Origin of the sequence: Caballeronia sp. AZ7_KS35 (genome assembly GCF_023631045.1) — a bacterium.
Lineage (GTDB): Bacteria > Pseudomonadota > Gammaproteobacteria > Burkholderiales > Burkholderiaceae > Caballeronia > Caballeronia zhejiangensis.
In genome coordinates this window covers 1-18377 of record NZ_JALQDV010000012.1, presented here as the reverse complement: position 1 = coordinate 18377, position 18377 = coordinate 1, and the positions used below count along the sequence as shown (strand labels likewise).

The following is an 18377-nucleotide window of genomic DNA, read 5'->3' as shown; positions in this document are numbered from 1 at the left end:
ACTGCTGCCAATCGAGCGGCGGCAATACATCGTTGAGAGACGCTCGCGATAGAGGGCAGCTAGACTGATCGTTCAGCCGCGTTTCTGCTTACGACGAGTAGGCGGCTGACGGTCGGAAAAGTATTCAACGCCGAACGCAAGTCCGGTCGCGACAGCGCGCATCCAGAAAAGAAGGCGATAGTCGCCATCGAACTTATTGAATATTGCAGAAGACGTGTAGGCCGACAATGCTTGCGAGGCAGCAAAAAGCGTGGTCGCACCGCTCCATATGCGATTTCGTTGCGCAGCATTTGTCGGTGCCAGCTGCTTCACTCTTGCAAGGATTGGAGGAATGATGCCGGGCGGGAAGCTTCCGATGACGACTGCAAGCACCGCGATGACCGAATAGCTACTCGTCATGGCAAGTAAAACTAGCGCAAGTGCTTGCACGAGGAGGAGAGCGCGCAAGGCGGAATGGGCACCGATGCGGTCCGCCAACAATCCATACAATGGCGGCCCAATCATTGCGCCCACGCCGTAGAGCACCCAGAATCTGGAGCCTAGCGCGGCGCCACCGTGAAGTCCACGCGCGATGAAATCGACCAGAAAAATCATGGCCGGAACGAGGCTGGCTGCCATCAGCGCGTATTGCACGTAGAGTGATCGTACGGCCGCGACTGAGACGTCGAGGGATGATATATCGGTCGTTATCGACGGGCCCGGACCGGTGGGCCAGCCTCGCCAACTGGCAGCGGTCAGAATGGCCGACAGCACGGCGAGGCCGATCCACGTATCGCTCAGTCCAAGTCGCAGGAGCGCCGGCAAAACCGTGCCCGATGCCGCGATCCCGCAGCCCTAACCAAAGAACACGGCACCCGTGGCCAAGCCCTGACGGTGAGGCGGTACATGCGGAAGAATGGTCGCAGCGACGAGAACCATGATGACGCCGCCGGCAACTCCGGACAAAAGACGCCAAACAAAGAACCAAGTCGTGGAAACGGGAAACGCGCAGGCGAGAAACGCCAGCGTGACCAGAACCTTCATGGCGCGCAACGCGGTGACGTTGCCGATGCGTGCGGCGAACGGTCGGCCGAGCATGGCGCCGATCAGATAGCCAACGAGATTCGCGGCGCCGAGATAGACCACCGCCGATGCCGAGAACCAGTGTTCCTGAATGAGCACCGGCAGCAGCGGCGTGTAGGCAAAGCGCGCCAAACCGATGCCGATCAAGCTCGCACACAGCCCCGCGAAGATCGACGACCAAACTTGCGACTGTTCACTTCCCATTCTCGAGCTCGATGTTTTCGACAAGCTGAACTCCATTGAAAAGGCCTAAAAAAAATGGCGACATCAAAGCTTGACGACATCCAGAACGGCGGCGGCGAATTCCTTTGGTGCCTCCTGAGGCAAGTTGTGACCGATGCCTCCCGCGACTTCACGATGCTGATATTCGCCCGTGAATTGCCGCGCATAGACTTGGGCGGGTTGATGCGGAGCGCCGTTCGCATCGCCTTCGAGCGTGATGGTCGGCACGGTGATCTTTGGCGCCTGCGCAAGACGTTTCTCCAATGCGTCGTACTGAGGTTCACCCTGCGCAAGACCTAGTCTCCATCGGTAATTGTGGATGACGACAGCAACGTGATCGGCGTTATCGAAGGCGTTCGCAGTCCGCGCATATGTCGTGTCGTCGAATCGAAACTTCGGTGACGCGTTCTGCCAGATCAACCTGTTGAAGTCGTGCCGATTCGCGCTGTAGCCTTTGACGCCGCGCTCCGTTGCAAAGTAATACTGGAACCATGCTTGCAACTCGGCCTGCGGCATCGAAGGCGCGCGGTTCGCCGCCTGACTGCCGATCAGGTATCCGCTGACAGACACCAGCGCGCGGCAACGCTCGGGCCACAAAGCAGCAACGATGTTCGCCGCTCGCCCGCCCCAGTCAAATCCGGCGAGTACGGCGCTGTCTATTCTGAGCGCATCCATCAACGCGATGACGTCAGCGGCGAACACCGATTGCTGGCCATTGCGGATCGCGTCGTCGTGAACGAAGTGTGTGGCGCCGTAGCCCCTCAGATACGGCACGATCACGCGATAGCCCGACGCCACGAGGATGCTTGTTGCATCGTAGAAGCTGTGGATGTCGTGAGGCCATCCATGCAGCAACACGACGACGGGTGCGTCTGCGGGACCCGCATCCACGTATCCGACGTTCAACGCGCCAGCGTCGATCTGACGAATCGAATCAAACGAGGCAGTCGAGAGCGGCGGGTGCGAGAGACCCATCTGCGAACCGTTGCTTGCTTGCGCAAACACGGAATGGGGCAGCACGCTGATCGTCGCGAGTGCGGAGCCACCACGCAGCATCCGGCGTCGCAGAGGGTTTAACGTGTCGGTCACGGTCGATTGCCTGCAAGGGAGAGAGGCGATGCGATGTTTTGGCGATCCAGGCCGTTACGCTTCAGTACGGGTGCAGATTGCGCACGGGACTGAGCGACTCCAGCAACGCACCAAGATGCAGGATCGTCGATTCCGCGAGCCACGGCGACACCAGTTGCACCCCGATGGGGAGTCCATCGCCGCTAGTGCCGAAGCGCAAAGCAAGTCCGGGCAGTCCCGTTACGTTGAGGAACGCCGTTGCATCCATCACGTGAAGGGACGACACCGACTGACCCCTGATCGTGAATTCGGTCGCGTCGTGTGCGTGCGCGGGGACGGGCGTGACGGGACACAGCAAGGCGTCGTAACGCTGAAAGTAACCGGCGAGACCGTCACGCATCGCCTCGATCTTCTGCTCCGCATCGACGAAGTCTTCGATGGACGTATCGGGCGTATCGAAGATGGCTTGAACATGCTTGTAGATCAAATCCTCGCGTCCGGCCGTTGCTTTTTTGAAGGCGGGCTTCGTTTCCATCGCCTGCAACTTCCACAGCAACTCCAGCGCGTTGATCTGTTCGAGAACAGGAATGCGCACCGGTTCCACGATGATGCCTGCGCCCTGTAAAGCCTCGGCCGCCGCTTCGACAGCCGCCGCGACGTCTTTGTCGATCGCACCGAAGCCCGGTTCCACCAGCCAGCCGACACGGATCGGACGAGTCGGCTTCGCTCCGATACCGGCGTCGAGCGAGGGTGAAGTCGTGGAGAATCCATCTGCGCCGTCGGGACCTGCGAGTAGCGAGTAGGCGAGTGCGACGTCGCGAACCGTGCGCGCCATCGGACCGACGTGCCAGAAGCGGCGCGGGACGCGCGGCCAGATGCCCGTCATCGGAATGCGTCCGTGGGTCGGCTTGAGCCCCACCACGCCGGTCAATGCCGCGGGTCCGCGCACGGAAATGGCGATGTCGGTCGCAAGTCCGAGCGGAGACAAACCTGCCGCGATCGCGGCCGACTCGCCGCCGCTGGAGCCACCCGGCGTCCGATCGAGATTCCATGGATTGAGCGTGCGGCCCGAAAGCAAATTATCGCTTTCGATCCAGAACGAGAACTCGGGCAGGTTCGTCTTGGCAAGCAGGATGGCACCGGCGCTTTTCATGCGCGCTACGGTCGGCGCGTCGGTATCCGGTACGCGTCCCTTGAAAATCGGCGAACCCAGCTGCGTCAGCACACCTGCTGTATCGAAGGAATCCTTAGCGGTGAAAGGTACGCCGTGCAGGGGACCTAGCGTATCGCCAGCCAGCACCGCAGCCTCGGCCGATTTCGCGGCTTCGAGCGCGTCATGCGCGACGGTGACGACGGCGTTGATCTCCGGATTAATCTTCTCGATACGCTCCAGATGCGCTTTTACCACTTCGACGGGCGACAACTCTTTGGTGCGGATCAGTTCTGCGAGCTTGCTTGCATCTTGACGGATGATGTCGAAATTCATGACGTGCCTGCAATGGTGGTTGAGAGAAACAAACCAAGGTGATCTACACTACCTAACGTTTGTTAGAGTCGCATGCTAGGCGCTATACTCATGCTCGTCAACAGCTTTCTATGGGCCGAAAGGATGAATCAAACGACTACCCATTCGAGTGAGAAGATCTTGGCGGCCGCGACGAAAATCGCGCAGGCACACGGGTACGGCGGACTGAACGTCCGCAACCTGGCTACCGACGTCGGTATCAAGGCCGCCAGTCTCTATCATCATTTTCCGAGCAAGGCGGACCTCGCCGCCGCGGTGGCGAGGCGCTACTGGGAAGATGCGGCGTCGACCTTGAACGAACTTAGTAAGGAGACGAGCGATCCTGTCGAGAGCCTGCGCAAGTACCCGGACGTGACGTTCCGCAAGTCGCTTGAAAACAGCAATCGCATGTGTCTGGCCAGCTTCATGAATGCCGAGTACGACGCTTTGCCGGACATCGTGAAAAAGGAAGTTCAGACCTTCGCCGATGTCAACATCGAATGGCTGAGGAAGGCGTTGATTGCGGCGAAAATCGTCGGGGCCAAAGAGGCCAAGCGGCGCGCGAGCGCGATCTTCGCCGCGGTGGTCGGCGCGCAACTTGTGGCGCGCGGCCGATCGGACCTCGGGATGTTCGATATGTTGATCGACAGCTATCGCGCAAGCGGATTGCTGCCGAACTAACTGACGTATTGGGCGATGCCGTGTCCGTACGACCAGTTTTCCTTTTTGACCTCGACGAGGTTGATCAGAACGTTCTCGGGTTTGACTCCGGGCGACTTCGCGAGCCCGTCGCAAATGGCTAGGTAGAGCGCTTTCTTCTGCTCGGTCGTACGCCCTTCGTTCCACGTGATCTGAATCATGACGAGATCCTCGTCTCGCTCGATGCCGAGATAGGTCGAGTCGAACTGAAAATTCACGATGTCATGTTCGCTCACAACGACGAAGCGGTCGTTCAACGGCACGTTCGCGCCTAGCATCGCTTCGTAGACTGCTTGGCCAAGCTGCTGCCGGTAGCTTGCGCTCTTGCCTTTCAGGACTTCGATTCGCACAAGGGGCATGTTTTTCTCCACGAGGGGGTGATGAATTGCTAGCATATGCAGACACTATCGCAAATTATCTGCATATGCTAGTGTTGCTTCACGTTGATTTGAATGATTCGATTTCGTAGGATGCAGAACCCGCTAGCCACGCCCTGATTTGACTATGACCAGACAGACCTCGAGCGAATATGGCCCTTGTAGTTGCACCGCGCTACGCAAGGCGAATCGCCGGATTTCCCAGATCTATGACGCGGCTTTGGCGCCCACTGGTCTCAAGATCACTCAACGGGCCATTCTTGCGCAAGTAGGGCGCTCGGGGCCGGTCGGAATCGGTGCGCTTGCGCAAGCGCTGGTCATGGATGCGGGCGCGCTCGCGCATACGCTCAAGCCGTTGGAACGAGACGGGTTGGTATCGATCGTCCCGGATCCGGAAGACCGGCGCCATCGCATGGCAAGCCTCACGTCTTCGGGCCGAGCCAAGCTGGCGGAGAGCGATGCTCCTTGGATTCAAGCGCAGGCAGCGTTCGAATCTGCCATGGGCAAAGCCGAGGCACAAGCGCTGCACAAAGCGTTGGCCCGGCTGAGTGATGGGGATTTCCTTGCGGCGTTCGAGGCTCGCTTCGCCACGGGCGCAAAGACATGATGAACTGCGTTAGAGCGGCGCAAGAAACACGGTGTCTACTTTAGGAATTCGTCGCCGAAATCAGTCGATGCGAGATGGTCCAACAGCGTCAGAAGCCGCCGCGTTTCTCCTCCGCCTAAGACGTCTTCAAAGCGCTTTTGCGTCGGGCGCCATAGTTGTTGCGCCTCGCGCAGTTTGATGCAGCCGTCACTGGTGAGTGTGACGAGTCGCCTCCGGCCGTCGGCAGGGTCTTTGTCCAGCACGACCCAACCGTCACGAACGAGGGGCTTGAGCGTGTGTCCCAAAGCGGAAAGATTCATCACGAGTTCGGCCGCGAGTTCGCTCTGCGTTGCGGCCTTGAGCTTTTCGATCAAACGCAAGAGATTGTATTGTGCTGCATTGATGCCTGCCGGCGCGAGCGCCTGGTCGTAAAGCAGACCAACGCCACGCATGGCGCGTCGCAACGCACCATAGCTACAAACGCTGGTTGATAGCTGTTTTCTAGTCATGCTTCACTCGCTCCGACTGCATTCGGAATATTATGGCATATGCCATAATTGGTCGATCCGAGCAGGGCGAATTCATCAAACAAGTTAAATAGTGGCATATACCACTATATCTTTGGCTCAATCGGTGCGTTTACCTATGCGAAGAACTCGATGAACAAAAAATTTCTCCTCTTGCTGTGTGTCTCGGTGCCGTCGTTCATGATCAATCTCGACGCGAACATCGTCGCCGTATCGCTCAGTTCAATCGCGAAGTCGTTGCACGCTGACTTTTCGTCGATCGAATGGGTCATTTCGGCTTATACGCTCGCGTTCGCTAGCCTGCTTATGCCGGCCGGTGCACTGGCAGATCGATTCGGGCGAAAGCGCGTGTTGGTGCTTGGGCTAAGCGTTTTTACGGTCGCGTCATTTGCCTGTGGCGCAGCGTCGTCTGTCCTCATGTTGAACCTGTCGCGCGCGGTTCAGGGCGTCGGAGCGGCGCTGTTGCTGAGCGCCGCATTGGCCGTGCTCTCGCATGGCTTTCACGGTAAGGAAAGGGCCAAGGCGTTCGCGTTTTGGGGATCGGTGATCGGCATGGGCGTGATGCTCGGCCCGGTCATCGGCGGGCTCATCACGCAAGTCCTCGGTTGGCAGTGGGCGTTCTATGTCAACTTGCCGATTGGTGTGGCGATCATCGCGCTTACGCTGTACGCCGTGAGCGAGTCGAAAGATCCTGCTGCCAGTAGACTCGATCTGTTGGGCGTGCTGACGTTCAGCGGGTTTCTCGGGCTGCTTACATGGGCGTTGATCTCGGGCAATCGCGAAGGGTGGAACAGCCGGGCGGTATTGTGGCGCGCCGCGATTGCGGGACTGCTGTTGGTCGGGTTTGTTGTAGCGGAACGGCGAGAGTCGCGGCCCATGGTCGACCTCTCCTACTTCAGGAAACGCACCTTTCTGGGCGCGAACATCGCCGGCGTCGCCTATCCGGTCACGTTCCTGACCATGCTGACTTACTTGCCGTTCTTCTTTCAAAGCGCGCTCCGACAATCGCCGCTTGTTGCAGGCCTGATGATGCTCCCACTGGCGGCGCCGCTCTTCGTTGTGCCTCGCATCGTGTCGATCTATCTGGATCATCGGCTCTCCGGACGCGCGCTGCTGTCACTGGGGCTTAGTCTCGTCGTCGTAGGGCTGTCGCTCACATGTGTCGTCATTGGGCAATTGAGCTATTTCCCGATTCTGGCTTCGATGTTCATCGCCTCGCTCGGCGCGGGCATTCTGAATGGCCAGGTTCCGAAGGTGAGCATGACGGTGATTCCCGTAGAACGCGCGGGGATGGCCTCGGGCATTGCCGGGACGGTGCGCTTCAGTGGGCTGGTCGTGGGTTACGCGGCGTTGGGAGCCGTGCTGTTCGCGAGCGTCGGGAGCGACGTGCTGTCGAGTTTCCCTTCGGCGTCGGCTCATGAGCAGGCGCAAGTCACGCTTCTCATCACCAACGGGAATGTGTCCGGTGCAGTGCATGTGTTCGCACATGAACATGCTGACGCTGCGACGCTTATCGCGATAATGGCTCGCGGATATCAGATGGTCATGAGCGTGGCAGCGGCCATAGCGATGCTTGCGCTCGCATTCACTTGGTGGCTAACCGATGCGGTGGAGACGGCGCCTCACCTCCTCGGCAGCCAAGGCACGGTGGAAGTACTGCTTGATTGACTCCGAAGCCATCAGAATCGGCAACGATTGACCGTATCAAATCATCCAGGAGCACGTCCATGCGTTATCAATTCCTCGGTCGAAACTGTGGCCTCAAAGTCTCCGAGCTTGCCTTAGGCGTTGCGCTCTTCGGCACCCAATGGGGATATGGTGCGGAGCCTGCGGATGCCCGTCGCGTGTTCGATCGATTCGTTGAGGCCGGAGGGAACTTCTTCGATACGTCCGACAGCTATTAGTTCGGGCAATCGGAGTCCTTGTTGGGCGAGTTTGCTCAGCCCATACGAGATGACGTGATCATCGCGAGTAAATTCAGCGGTGGCGCGGCGAGAGAAGCGTCGTTGACCAAAACGGGCAACAGCCGCAAGAGCATGATCTATTCCGTCGAGCAAAGTCTGCGGCGAATGAAAACCGACTATATCGACTTGTATTGGGTTCATCACTCGGACAATATCACGCCATTCGAAGAGATTCTGCGTGGTCTCGATGATCTCGTACGCGATGGCAAGATTCTTTACACCGGTGTATCGAATTTTCCGGCCTGGCGGGTGTCGCGCGCCGCGCTGCTTGCGGACATGCGCGCTTGGGCGTCCTTGGTAGGCGTGCAGTTCGAGTACAGCCTCGTTGAACGGAGCGCCGAGCGCGAACTGCTTCCGATGGCGGAAAGTCTTGGTCTCGCCGCGTTGCTCTGGTCCCCGCTCGGAGGAGGGTTGCTGACGGGAAAGTATCGTGTTGGCGAGAAAGGCCGTCTGGAGGGCATGGGCCGCGTAATTCGCACGGAAGATAGCGCGCATGATACCGAGATCGTCGATGCAGTGCTGCAAGTCGCCAAGGAGCTTCGCAGAACGCCTGCGGAGGTCGCGCTTGCATGGACGCGGGAGCGGGCACGGCGTGCGTCTACCGCGGTGATCCCGATTATCGGGCCGCGCACAGTCAAGCAGCTCGATAACAATCTGTTGGCGCTGGATATGGTCTTTCCAGACGAACTCTATGATCGTCTGGACAAGGTGAGTGCGATAAGTCCAGGGGTTCCGTTCGGGGTCAATCAGGAAACGCTTCCGAAGTTGCTCGGAGGCGATATGTCGCGCGTCGATCTGCCCATCACGAAGGCGCTGTAAGCGCGTGGTCCCGAGAATACCCAATTCACAACTCGATACGATGTCCAATTCGCCTGACCTCCAACGCCGGAACCTGATGAAAGCTTCGGCTCTTCTGGGTGGTCTCGGGATACTGCCTGTTTCTGGCTCCGCACAGCAGCGGCAGACCAGCAACAAGATGAACAACGCCACATTGGGAGATATTCCGCTGAGTTCGGCAGCCACAGTGACTATCGAGCGCCGCGACACGGTCGCTTTCATCGGAATCAATCGGCCCGATTCTCAGGATCGGATCGACCCGCAGACTTACCTCGCTTTGGCTCAAGCACTATATCGATTTGATAACAATCGCTCATTGCGCGCCGCCATCCTGTTCGGTCATGGCGCCAACTTCTCTCGAGGGATCGATGTCGCTGCGTTCGCACCGGTGATTGCATCCGGACGGCCTTTCCTTCTGAATCGGAACATGCGACGTACGATCCGCTGGAAAAGGCATCGCCCGTTCGGCTCTCCAAGCCGCTAGTCGCGATCGTTCCTTCTCCACCAGCGGCAGCACCTTGTTCACGAAAACTTCATGGAACGATGCGCGCGGTCGAGCGGCATGCAGCCGTAAGCGAAGTTGCATGCGTAATGGGTCGGATCGAGCTGGCGAATATCCTGGATGAGGCGCTCGGCCACTTGCTCGACGCTGCCGCATACCGTATCGGCGGTGTATTCCTCGATGCTCTGCTCGCCCTTGAAGTGCTCGTCCTTGATGAAGCTGCCGTCCATCGGCAGGTCGTTGAAGCGCAGATCGTTCGCCATGCGGCCCACGTAGCGCGCGCGTTCGCCGGCTTCCAGCGCTTCGGCGCGGCTGTCGGTGACGTGCACGTACTGCATGATAAATAGCCTCGCTCTCTCGCTGAATTGCGATGCCATGTAGTTGGGCTCATCTTCCGGTTCCTCTCCATTTGTCGAGATCAGGCATTGATCGCGATCTTGACAGGTCCGGCAATCCGAACGATGCGAGGATTCCCCGTCTCGCTGACTTACTGTCAAAATGCACGCCTACCCCCCTCTTCGACTGCAGAATGGAACTCAGACAACTGCGCTATTTCCTGAGCGTCGTGAAACACGGAAGCATGGGCAAGGCGGCGCTGGAACTCGGCGTGGTCACCTCGGCACTGAGTCAACAGATCAGCCGCCTAGAAGGCGAGCTGGCCACGCGTCTGCTGCAACGAACGTCCGGTGGCGTCGTGCCGACCGACGCGGGCCTCGCGTTCTGGCGTCAAGCCCAACTCGCCCTCCGTCATGTCGACGATGCCGCGCTCGCCGCGCGCTCTGCTCGTCTGTCCGGTCATGTGAGCGTCGGCATGGCGCCAAGCACGGCGAGCGTGCTGGGGGTCGCGTTCATGCAGGCCATGCGCACGCGCTATCCTGAAGTGCGGCTGCACATGGTCGAAAGCCTGTCCGGCTATCTCGCCTCGATGCTGAGCGCGCGCCAGATCGATCTTGCGGTGCTGTTCCGCGAGGAGCCCGCGCAACGCTTCAGCGTCATGCCGCTGCTCGACGAACGCCTGTTCTTGATCGGCGCGCGCGAGCTCGATGGCATGCCGGCGAGCGCATCCGTGCGTCTGAAGAAACTTGGCAGGCTGCCGCTCATTCTGCCTAGCGGCACGCATGGGTTGCGCGCGCTGCTGGCATCGGCGTTCAGGCGCGCGGAGTACGAACCGAATATCGTCGCCGAAGTCGATGGCCTGGCGCTGCTGATGGACTTCGTGCGCAGCGGCCTGGGCGCGACCATTCAGCCGGGCGCCGCGCTCGCCCGGCCGGAGAACGTGGTCCTGACGAGCGTGCCCGTGGCCGAGAAATACGCCACACGGCCCAACATGATCGCCAGCATTTCCGATGAAGAACTGTCGCCCGCGGGCCTCGCCGCCCGCGTGGTGCTCGCCGATGTCATCCGCCAACTTGTCCAGGAAGGCGGCTGGCCCGGCGCGCAACTGCGCGAGCCCGAATCTTCACAAAAACTGAAGACCCCTTGACTGTACGCTCGTAGCGGAGCGGGCACGAGACGCTTACGATGCGTCCGAAAGGAGACAAGTCTGATGGTCGATGTGCTCGTAATCGGAGGAGGCAATGCCGCGTTATGCGCTGCATTGATGGCGCGTGAAGCCGGCGCGTCGGTCCTACTGCTCGAATCGGCGCCCCGCGAATGGCGCGGCGGCAACTCGCAACACACGCGCAATCTGCGCTGCATGCACGAAGCACCGCAAGACGTGCTCGTCGATGCCTACCCGGAAGAAGAGTTCTGGCAGGATTTGCTCAAGGTGACGGGCGGCATCACGAACGAACATCTTGCGCGGCTGACCATTCGCGCGTCGTCGTCGTGCCGTCCGTGGATGCAGAAGCACGGCGTGCGTTTCCAGCCGCCGTTGTCCGGCGCGCTGCACGTGGCGCGCACCAATGCGTTCTTCATGGGCGGCGGCAAGGCGCTGGTCAACGCTTATTACCGCAGCGCGGAAGCGCTCGGCGTGGAGATCCGCTACAAGACGCCGGTGGATTCGCTCGAACTCGACGGTGGCCGCTTCATCGCGGCGCGCAGCGGCAAGCAGCGCTTCGAGGCGCGCGCCTGCGTGCTGGCGGCGGGCGGGTTCGAGTCGAATCGCGAATGGCTACGCGAAGCGTGGGGGCAGAACGAGCGCGGCGAATGGCCCGCCGACAACTTCCTGATTCGCGGCACGCGCTTCAACGAGGGCGTGCTCATCAAGCATATGAGTGATGCCGGCGCGGACATGATCGGCGATCCGTCGCAGTCACACTGCGTCGCCATCGATGCGCGCGCGCCGTTGTATGACGGCGGAATATGCACGCGCATCGACTGTGTGTCGCTGGGCGTCGTCGTGAATCGCGACGCCGAGCGTTTCTACGATGAAGGCGAGGATTTCTGGCCGAAGCGCTATGCCATCTGGGGGCGGCTAGTCGCGCATCAGGCGGGGCAAATCGGTTATTCGATCATCGACTCTAAAGCCATTGGCCGCTTCATGCCGCCGGTTTTTCCGGGCGAGAAGGCCGACACGCTGCCGGAACTGGCTCGCAAACTCGGGCTGCCGGAAGCGCGCTTCATGGAAACCCTCACGCGTTATAACGATGCCTGCCGCGTCGGCACCTTCGACCATACCGCGCTGGACGACTGCCATACCGAAGACCTGGCGCCGCCGAAGACGCACTGGGCGCGCCGTATCGATACGCCGCCGTTTTATGGCTACGCGTTGCGGCCCGGTATCACCTTTACGTATCTCGGCCTCAAGACCAATGACCGCGCGCAGGTTCACTTCGGCGGCGAAGCCAGCGACAACCTGTTCGTGGCCGGCGAGATGATGGCAGGCAACGTGCTCGGCAAGGGCTATACGGCGGGCGTCGGCATGTCGATCGGCACGGCCTTCGGGCGCATTGCCGGGACCCAGGCGGCGCGCGCCGCACTCAACACAACGGAGGCAGCCAGTGCAGCAATCTGACGTGCTTCCGCCCGAACGTACGCGTACTGCGTCGCCGGGCGTAGAGGACCACATTACCCACGGCAAGACGGCCCGCGTGATTCCGATCGTGGCGATGAGCGAGAGCGAAACCGAAGTCGCGCGGCAGATGCAGATCTGCAACGCGTGCCGCTATTGCGAAGGCTTCTGCGCCGTCTTTCCGGCCATGACGCGCCGCCTCGAATTCGGCAAGGCAGACGTCAACTATCTGGCGAATCTCTGCCACAACTGCGGCGCGTGTTATCACGCGTGCCAGTACGCGCCGCCGCACGAGTTCGGCGTGAACGTGCCGAAAGCGATGGCGGAAGTGCGCCTGGAAACGTACACGGAATACGCGTTTCCCGCGTCGTTCGGCGCGCTGTATAAGCGCAACGGACTGACGTTGTCGGTGGCGCTGGCGGCCGGGCTCGCGCTGTTTCTGCTGCTGGGCACCGCCTTTCACGGCGGCTTGTCGGGCGATGTCGCGCCGGCGAACTTCTACTCCATCTTCCCCCACAACCTGCTGGCCGCGATGTTCGGCATCGTGTTCCTGTTCGCCACTCTTGCGCTAGGGGTGGGCGTCACGCGTTTCTGGCGCGACGTGTCGGCAGGAACGGCGAGCGCGAGCGTGCCGGCGGTCGCTGAAGCGGCGAAGAATGCGCTGACGCTCAAGTATCTCGATGGCGGCCACGGCGACGGCTGCAACGAAGATAACGACGCGTTCACGCTTGCGCGACGCCGGTTTCATCACCTGACGTTTTATGGCTTCATGCTGTGCTTCGTCGCCACCGCCGTCGCAACGCTCTATCACTACGCGTTCGGGCTGGAAGCGCCGTATTCGTTCTTCAGCTTGCCGGTGCTGCTGGGCACGGCGGGTGGCATCGGACTGATCGTGGGGCCGGTGGGACTATTGTGGCTGAATCTGAAGCGCGTGCCCGAACGGGGCGATGCCCGTCAGCGTCCGATGGATCGCGGTTTCATTGCGCTCCTCTTGCTGACGAGCGCGTCCGGTCTTGCGCTGCTCGCGTTCCGCACGACGACCGCCATGCCGGCGCTGCTCGCGGTGCATCTGGGCATTGTGATGGCGTTGTTCGCAACACTCCCATACGGCAAGTTTGCACATGGGATTTTCCGTTCGGCGGCGCTGCTCAAATCGTCGATAGAGAAACGGCAGCGCAACGCTCTAAGCCTCGGTTCGGACTAGCCTTGACAGGGCGCTGCATGCGCGCCCTTTGCCCCAGATACACAGATAAGAAGCAGGAGACGCAATGAATCCCACAGAACCGATCGCCTCGACGCCCGGCGGCTCGCGCTCGACGCGCGCCGCCGCCGTGCTGCGCGTGACCAGCGGCAATTTCCTCGAACAGTTCGATTTCTTCCTGTTCGGCTTTTACGCAGCCTCGATCTCGAAGATCTTCTTTCCTTCGACCAGCGAGTTTGCCTCGTTGATGCTCACTTTCGCTGTGTTCGGCGCGGGTTTTCTCATGCGTCCACTGGGCGCGATCTTCCTCGGCGCGTATATCGACAAAGTGGGGCGGCGTACGGGGCTGATCGTCACGCTCTCAATCATGGCGAGCGGCACCATTTTAATTGCGTGCGTGCCGGGGTATGCGAGCATCGGCCTGCTTGCGCCGGCGCTCGTGTTGCTCGGGCGGCTGCTGCAGGGTTTCTCGGCCGGCGCGGAACTGGGCGGCGTGTCGGTCTATCTTGCGGAGATGGCGACGCCCGGCAACAAGGGCTTCTATACGAGCTGGCAGTCGGCGAGCCAGCAGGTCGCCATCGTCATGGCGGCGGCCATTGGCTATGGCCTGAACCAGTGGCTTTCCGCGCAGCAGATCGGCGCGTGGGGCTGGCGCGTGCCGTTCTTCATTGGCTGCGCGATTGTGCCGTTCCTGTTCATCCTGCGCCGTTCGCTGCAAGAAACGGCCGCGTTCGAAGCGCGGCGGCATCATCCGCAGGCGCGTGAAATCTTTTCGATGCTGCTCGCCAACTGGCGCACCGTCATCGGCGGCATGTTGCTGACAGCGATGACCACCACGACGTTCTATCTCATCACCGTCTATACGCCGACCTTCGGCAAGTCGGTGCTAAAGCTGTCCACGTCGGATAGCCTGATGGTGACGCTGCTCGTGGCCGTATCGAACTTCATCTGGTTGCCGATTGGCGGCGCGGTGTCCGACCGCATTGGCCGCAAGCCGCTGTTGCTTGCCATTTCGGTGCTGGCAATCTTCACCGCGTATCCGGCGCTGTCCTGGCTCGCCGATGCACCGAGCTTCGCGCGCATGTTGATCGTGCTGCTGTGGTTCTCATTTTTCTTCGGCATGTATAACGGCGCAATGGTCGCCGCGCTGACGGAAGTGATGCCGGTGGAAGTGCGCGTCGCGGGTTTTTCGCTGGCGTTCAGTCTGGCGACGGCGGTGTTCGGCGGCTTCACGCCGGCGGTGTCCACATATCTGATCCAGGTAACGCATGACAAGGCCGCGCCTGCGTACTGGCTGAGTTTCGCTGCGATTTGCGGTCTCTGTGCGACGCTCGGCCTGTATCGCCGCAGCGCGGGGCGTAATGCTTCAGCGGCGTCATCGGCCTGATAAAGTATATCTGGATGTGCGTGACGAAAGCCGAGACCATACGTAAATCTGATAACCGCATTCGCCAATCGGTATTTCGACTATCCGAGCGCACCTCCATCAATTCTGCGCCATGATCGATCACAACTACGACCTTATCGTCATCGGCGCGGGCGCGGCGGGACTTGCGGCGGCGTCGGCGGGTGCAACGCTCGGTACGCGCGTGCTGCTCGTGGAAAGCACTTCACGCGTCGGCGGGACAACGGCAATATCCGGCGGCATGGTCTGGATACCTGCTAATCACAAAATGAGGCCGGCGGGCATAGATGACAGCGCGGAGGCATCGCGACGCTATGTCGAACAGACCGTTCCCGACGCTGCGCACGACGCCCGCATGCGCGCTTTCCTCGATCTTGGCGATACTGCAATCCGTTATCTCGAAGCGCATACCTCGCTGAAGCTTCAGCCTGTCAAGCGCTACCCCGACTACTATCCCGATCTTCCCGGCGCGACGGCAGGCGGACGCGTGCTCGAACCCGTCACGTTCGATGCCCGTGAACTCGGCCGCGACTTCGCGCTGCTGCGCGATCCGCTGCCGGAGTTCATGCTGTTCGGCGGCATGATGATCAGCCGTGAAGACATTCCCAAGCTGCGCCGCATGAACAGGTCGCCCGCCGCTGCGTGGGCTGCGCTTAAGCTCGTGTGCCGGTACGCCATGCAGCGCGTTTTTGCGCATCGCGGTACGACGCTCGTGCTCGGCAATGCGCTGGCGGCGCGGCTGTTCAAGTCGGCGCGCGATGCGGGTGTCGAGATCTCGCTGGGTACGCGCGTCGAATCCCTGATCGTCGATGAAGGGCGCGTGACGGGCATTCGCACCGGCAGCGGTGAGGTTAGAGCCCGCGCCGTCGTGCTTGCCACAGGCGGCATCTCGCACGATCCAGCGCTGCGCTCGAAATTCGTGCCGAAGGCGGCGGGCGAGCGGTCCGCGACAGCGAACGCAGGCGCATCGGAGAGCGGTGTGCGGATCGCAAGAAATGCGGGCGCGGCGTTGAGCCGGCCATCTTCAGATGTCGACGATGCGCTCGCCTTTTGGGTGCCCGTATCGAGCTGGAAGCGCGCGGACGGTTCCATAGGCTACTTTCCGCATACCGTGACAGATCGCGCCAAGCCCGGCCTGATCGCGGTGAACCGGCACGGCAAGCGCTTCGTCAACGAGGCGGTGTCGTATCACGAATTCGTGCGCGCGCAACTCCGTCAGGCCGATGACGCCATTCCCGCCTGGCTCATCTGCGACAAACGCTTCCTGTGGAAATACGGCCTGGGCCGCGTCCGGCCTTTCGCACTGTGCACGCAGCGCGACGTCGCCAGCGGCTATCTAAAACGCGCCAAGACGCTTGATGCGCTCGCCGACAGCATCGGAGCGCCGCGCGAAGCCTTGCGAGCGACGGTGACACGCTTCAACGTCGGCGCACGCGACGGCCGCGACCGCGAATTCAATCGTGGCGGCGACATCTATCAGCGGCATCTTGGCGATGGCGATCACGGCCCCAACCCATGCGTCGCTCCCATCGAGCAGGCCCCTTACTACGCCATCGCCGTCTATCCCGCCGATCTGGGCATGGCGGCAGGCATTGTCACAGATGAACATGCCCGTGTGTTGTGCGATGACGGCACCGTCATCGACGGGCTATACGCCTGCGGCAACGACATGCATTCGGTCATGAACGGCGCGTATCCGGGACCGGGCGTCACGCTCGGGCCGGCGCTCGTGTTTGGCGTGCTCGCGGCGCATCACGCTCTCGGCCATAAGCTCGACGTATAGCTGCTCTCGGAAAACAGTAGTTTTACGCGCTCATCGACGGTCTTACACTGCGCTCATTGCCTGACGCCCACATGGCGAGACTGTCAGGCAATCTCGACTCGATGCACATACAAGGAGAGCGCTGTACCGCTGCGAGAGCGACGCGCCGCGACTCTCACCTTAAGGAGACGTTCATGGTTTTCCGAATTCCTCGCGGGCAGGCCGGATATCGCACGCTGATGGCGTTTGCGGCGGGCTTGAGTTTCAGCGCGGCGGCGGTGGCGCAAGGCAATGATCCGGTGCGCATCGGACTCATTCTGGCCAAGCAGGGGCCTGGGGCATCGATCGGTCAGTTTTTGCAGCGCGGGGCGGAGATCGCGCTCGAAGAGGCGGGGAACAAGGCGCTCGGCCGTCCGATCGAGGTGACCTGGCTCGATGAACCGAATCCGCAGGTATCGCAGCAGAACATGCAGAAGCTAGTCGATGAGAACAAGGTCGTCGCCGTCGTCGGCGGCAACTACAGTTCCTCCGCGCTCGCAATGATGAGCGTCGCCAATCGCGCCAAGATTCCCCTCATTCTGCCGGGCGCGGCCGCGAGCGAAATCACCGGCAAGGATTGCAGCCGCTACACGTTCCGCACGCAGGCCACCGTGCCGGTGCAGATCGCGGGCGTCATGCCTTACCTGTCGCAGATCGGCAAGAAGGTCTACTTTCTGACGCCGTCGTATGCATTCGGGCAGGACATTCTGCGTTCCGCGCGCAGCCGCCTGAAAGAGAACGGCATGACGGAAGTCGGTGTGGATGAAGTGCCGGTCAACACCGCCGACTATAGCTCGTACATCCTCAAGATCCGCACGGCCAAGCCCGATGCCGTGCTCGGCGGTCTCGTAGGCGGCGACTTCTCGAACTTCCTCAAGCAGTGGAACGAGATGGGTATGAAGGACAAGATTCCGTATGTCGCGGTGGCGGTCACGGATACGGACTTCTGGGATGTCGGTCCGCAGGCGTCGGCAGGCATTTATGTGAAGCCGTGGTACTACAAGAACCCGCACAATCCGCCAGCCGAGCAGAAGTTCACGGCCGACTTCGAGAAGAAATACGGACGCCCGCCATCGGACAAAGCCTGGTCCGGCTGGATTGCAATGCGCTCGCTGCTGGAATCGATCAATGCGGCGAAGTCGACGGATTCGAAGGCGATCGTGGCCGCTTTGGAGAACTGGAAGAACACGGACGGGCCGCTGCCATATTACTATCGCTCGTGGGATCATCAGTTGGTGAGGCCGTCGGTCGTCGTGAAGGTGAAGCCGACCATCACCGACAAATATGACTATTTCGACGTGGTCAAGGAAACGTCTACGACGCCCGCCGATACTGAGAAAGCCTTCGGCGACAAGCAGCAGATCGGCTGCAACATGCCGGCGCTTTAATCTCTTGAAACTCTGATTCTCGTAGCAGCAAGCACAAGCCGGACCGCGATCGCCGCGCTCCGGCTTTTTATCAACGTCAAGCCATCAAGGCAGCAGAACAAGTTCATCGCGGAAGCGCTAAAGCACCCTCATGGGTGATGATCTGTGTCCGTGACATCGTGAAAGTCTGCCCTGTTGCGCTTCACGAGTGCAAATGTCGCCTTCCTAGTACAACATCCCGTAATTACCTTTAATAATTATCGGGCTGCAGATAAGGCTGTAGGAGCGTGACGACGACCTCG

At 60.7% G+C, this 18377-nt stretch carries 15 protein-coding genes and 2 pseudogenes; 11 read left to right on the top strand and 6 right to left on the bottom strand.

All coding sequences use genetic code 11. The annotated features are described in order from the left end of the window. Positions 1-72: 72 nt before the first annotated feature. The 3 genes and pseudogenes from NCT05_RS12930 to NCT05_RS12920 form a co-directional block, all read right to left on the bottom strand. Positions 73-1266: pseudogene (locus tag NCT05_RS12930) on the bottom strand (YbfB/YjiJ family MFS transporter). A 63-nt stretch (positions 1267-1329) separates the two neighbouring features. After that, positions 1330-2373, bottom strand: a complete 1044-nt coding sequence (locus tag NCT05_RS12925) for an alpha/beta fold hydrolase (protein ID WP_250502425.1) — start codon at positions 2371-2373, stop codon at positions 1330-1332. Positions 2374-2434: 61 nt separating this feature from the next. After that, positions 2435-3838: an amidase gene (locus NCT05_RS12920; RefSeq protein WP_250502424.1), complete on the bottom strand. Its 1404-nt coding sequence runs from the start codon at positions 3836-3838 to the stop codon at positions 2435-2437. Between the two features lie 90 nt (positions 3839-3928). Here NCT05_RS12920 and NCT05_RS12915 point away from each other — a divergent pair, with 90 nt between their 5' ends. Continuing rightward, on the top strand, positions 3929-4537 hold the full coding sequence (locus tag NCT05_RS12915; RefSeq protein ID WP_250502423.1) for a TetR/AcrR family transcriptional regulator: 609 nt from the start codon (positions 3929-3931) through the stop codon (positions 4535-4537). On the opposite strand, the gene NCT05_RS12910 is transcribed toward NCT05_RS12915, so the two are convergent. Then, positions 4534-4914 (bottom strand): tautomerase family protein, encoded by a 381-nt coding sequence (locus NCT05_RS12910; RefSeq protein WP_250502422.1) that lies wholly within the window; start codon positions 4912-4914, stop codon positions 4534-4536. The genes NCT05_RS12915 and NCT05_RS12910 overlap by 4 nt on opposite strands. A gap of 145 nt (positions 4915-5059) precedes the next feature. Here NCT05_RS12910 and NCT05_RS12905 point away from each other — a divergent pair, with 145 nt between their 5' ends. Beyond that, positions 5060-5539, top strand: a complete 480-nt coding sequence (locus NCT05_RS12905) for a MarR family winged helix-turn-helix transcriptional regulator (protein WP_250502421.1) — start codon at positions 5060-5062, stop codon at positions 5537-5539. A gap of 35 nt (positions 5540-5574) precedes the next feature. Here the strand turns inward: NCT05_RS12905 and NCT05_RS12900 are convergent, their stop codons facing one another. Then, the gene (locus tag NCT05_RS12900) at positions 5575-6027 is read right to left on the bottom strand and encodes a MarR family winged helix-turn-helix transcriptional regulator (protein ID WP_250502420.1); all 453 of its coding nucleotides are present in this window, start codon (positions 6025-6027) and stop codon (positions 5575-5577) included. Positions 6028-6177: 150 nt separating this feature from the next. Between NCT05_RS12900 and NCT05_RS12895 the strand changes: the two genes are divergently transcribed. The 3 genes and pseudogenes from NCT05_RS12895 (at position 6178) to NCT05_RS12885 (ending at position 9330) form a co-directional block, all read left to right on the top strand. Next, positions 6178-7713 carry an MFS transporter gene (locus NCT05_RS12895; protein WP_250502419.1) on the top strand — a complete coding sequence of 512 codons (1536 nt, stop codon included), beginning with the start codon at positions 6178-6180 and terminating at the stop codon, positions 7711-7713. 59 nt (positions 7714-7772) lie between these two features. Next, positions 7773-8828, top strand: a pseudogene (locus tag NCT05_RS12890) (aldo/keto reductase). Positions 8829-8904: 76 nt separating this feature from the next. Next, the gene (locus NCT05_RS12885; protein ID WP_250502418.1) at positions 8905-9330 is read left to right on the top strand and encodes an enoyl-CoA hydratase-related protein; all 426 of its coding nucleotides are present in this window, start codon (positions 8905-8907) and stop codon (positions 9328-9330) included. 38 nt (positions 9331-9368) lie between these two features. On the opposite strand, the gene NCT05_RS12880 is transcribed toward NCT05_RS12885, so the two are convergent. Continuing rightward, the gene (locus tag NCT05_RS12880; RefSeq protein WP_250502417.1) at positions 9369-9686 is read right to left on the bottom strand and encodes a hypothetical protein; all 318 of its coding nucleotides are present in this window, start codon (positions 9684-9686) and stop codon (positions 9369-9371) included. A gap of 191 nt (positions 9687-9877) precedes the next feature. Between NCT05_RS12880 and NCT05_RS12875 the strand changes: the two genes are divergently transcribed. The 6 genes from NCT05_RS12875 to NCT05_RS12850 all read left to right on the top strand — a co-directional run bounded on the left by NCT05_RS12875 (position 9878) and on the right by NCT05_RS12850 (position 18096). Then, entirely contained in the window at positions 9878-10831 is a 954-nt protein-coding gene (locus NCT05_RS12875) for a LysR family transcriptional regulator (RefSeq protein WP_250502416.1), read from the top strand. Positions 10832-10894: 63 nt separating this feature from the next. After that, positions 10895-12304: an FAD-dependent tricarballylate dehydrogenase TcuA gene (tcuA, locus tag NCT05_RS12870; protein WP_250502415.1), complete on the top strand. Its 1410-nt coding sequence runs from the start codon at positions 10895-10897 to the stop codon at positions 12302-12304. Further along, a complete protein-coding gene (gene tcuB / locus NCT05_RS12865; protein WP_350030083.1) occupies positions 12291-13505 on the top strand; it encodes a tricarballylate utilization 4Fe-4S protein TcuB in 1215 nt (404 codons plus the stop codon). The genes tcuA and tcuB overlap by 14 nt, the downstream gene beginning before the upstream one ends. A 64-nt stretch (positions 13506-13569) precedes the next feature. Continuing rightward, positions 13570-14889: an MFS transporter gene (locus NCT05_RS12860; protein ID WP_250502414.1), complete on the top strand. Its 1320-nt coding sequence runs from the start codon at positions 13570-13572 to the stop codon at positions 14887-14889. A gap of 112 nt (positions 14890-15001) precedes the next feature. Next, the gene (locus NCT05_RS12855) at positions 15002-16690 is read left to right on the top strand and encodes an FAD-dependent oxidoreductase (RefSeq protein WP_250502413.1); all 1689 of its coding nucleotides are present in this window, start codon (positions 15002-15004) and stop codon (positions 16688-16690) included. A gap of 173 nt (positions 16691-16863) precedes the next feature. Beyond that, entirely contained in the window at positions 16864-18096 is a 1233-nt protein-coding gene (locus NCT05_RS12850) for an ABC transporter substrate-binding protein (protein WP_250502412.1), read from the top strand. The last annotated feature ends 281 nt before the right edge of the window (positions 18097-18377 follow it).

Bases quoted from the DNA above. Each gene is read 5' to 3' on its own strand.
- NCT05_RS12920 (WP_250502424.1), bottom strand. From the start codon at position 3,838: ATGAATTTCGACATCATCCGTCAAGATGCAAGCAAGCTCGCAGAACTG.
- NCT05_RS12915 (WP_250502423.1), top strand. From the start codon at position 3,929: ATGCTCGTCAACAGCTTTCTATGGGCCGAAAGGATGAATCAAACGACT.
- NCT05_RS12910 (WP_250502422.1), bottom strand. From the start codon at position 4,914: ATGCCCCTTGTGCGAATCGAAGTCCTGAAAGGCAAGAGCGCAAGCTAC.
- NCT05_RS12905 (WP_250502421.1), top strand. From the start codon at position 5,060: ATGACCAGACAGACCTCGAGCGAATATGGCCCTTGTAGTTGCACCGCG.
- NCT05_RS12900 (WP_250502420.1), bottom strand. From the start codon at position 6,027: ATGACTAGAAAACAGCTATCAACCAGCGTTTGTAGCTATGGTGCGTTG.
- NCT05_RS12895 (WP_250502419.1), top strand. From the start codon at position 6,178: ATGAACAAAAAATTTCTCCTCTTGCTGTGTGTCTCGGTGCCGTCGTTC.
- NCT05_RS12885 (WP_250502418.1), top strand. From the start codon at position 8,905: ATGAAAGCTTCGGCTCTTCTGGGTGGTCTCGGGATACTGCCTGTTTCT.
- NCT05_RS12880 (WP_250502417.1), bottom strand. From the start codon at position 9,686: ATGCAGTACGTGCACGTCACCGACAGCCGCGCCGAAGCGCTGGAAGCC.
- NCT05_RS12875 (WP_250502416.1), top strand. From the start codon at position 9,878: ATGGAACTCAGACAACTGCGCTATTTCCTGAGCGTCGTGAAACACGGA.
- tcuA (WP_250502415.1), top strand. From the start codon at position 10,895: ATGGTCGATGTGCTCGTAATCGGAGGAGGCAATGCCGCGTTATGCGCT.
- NCT05_RS12860 (WP_250502414.1), top strand. From the start codon at position 13,570: ATGAATCCCACAGAACCGATCGCCTCGACGCCCGGCGGCTCGCGCTCG.
- NCT05_RS12855 (WP_250502413.1), top strand. From the start codon at position 15,002: ATGATCGATCACAACTACGACCTTATCGTCATCGGCGCGGGCGCGGCG.
- NCT05_RS12850 (WP_250502412.1), top strand. From the start codon at position 16,864: ATGGTTTTCCGAATTCCTCGCGGGCAGGCCGGATATCGCACGCTGATG.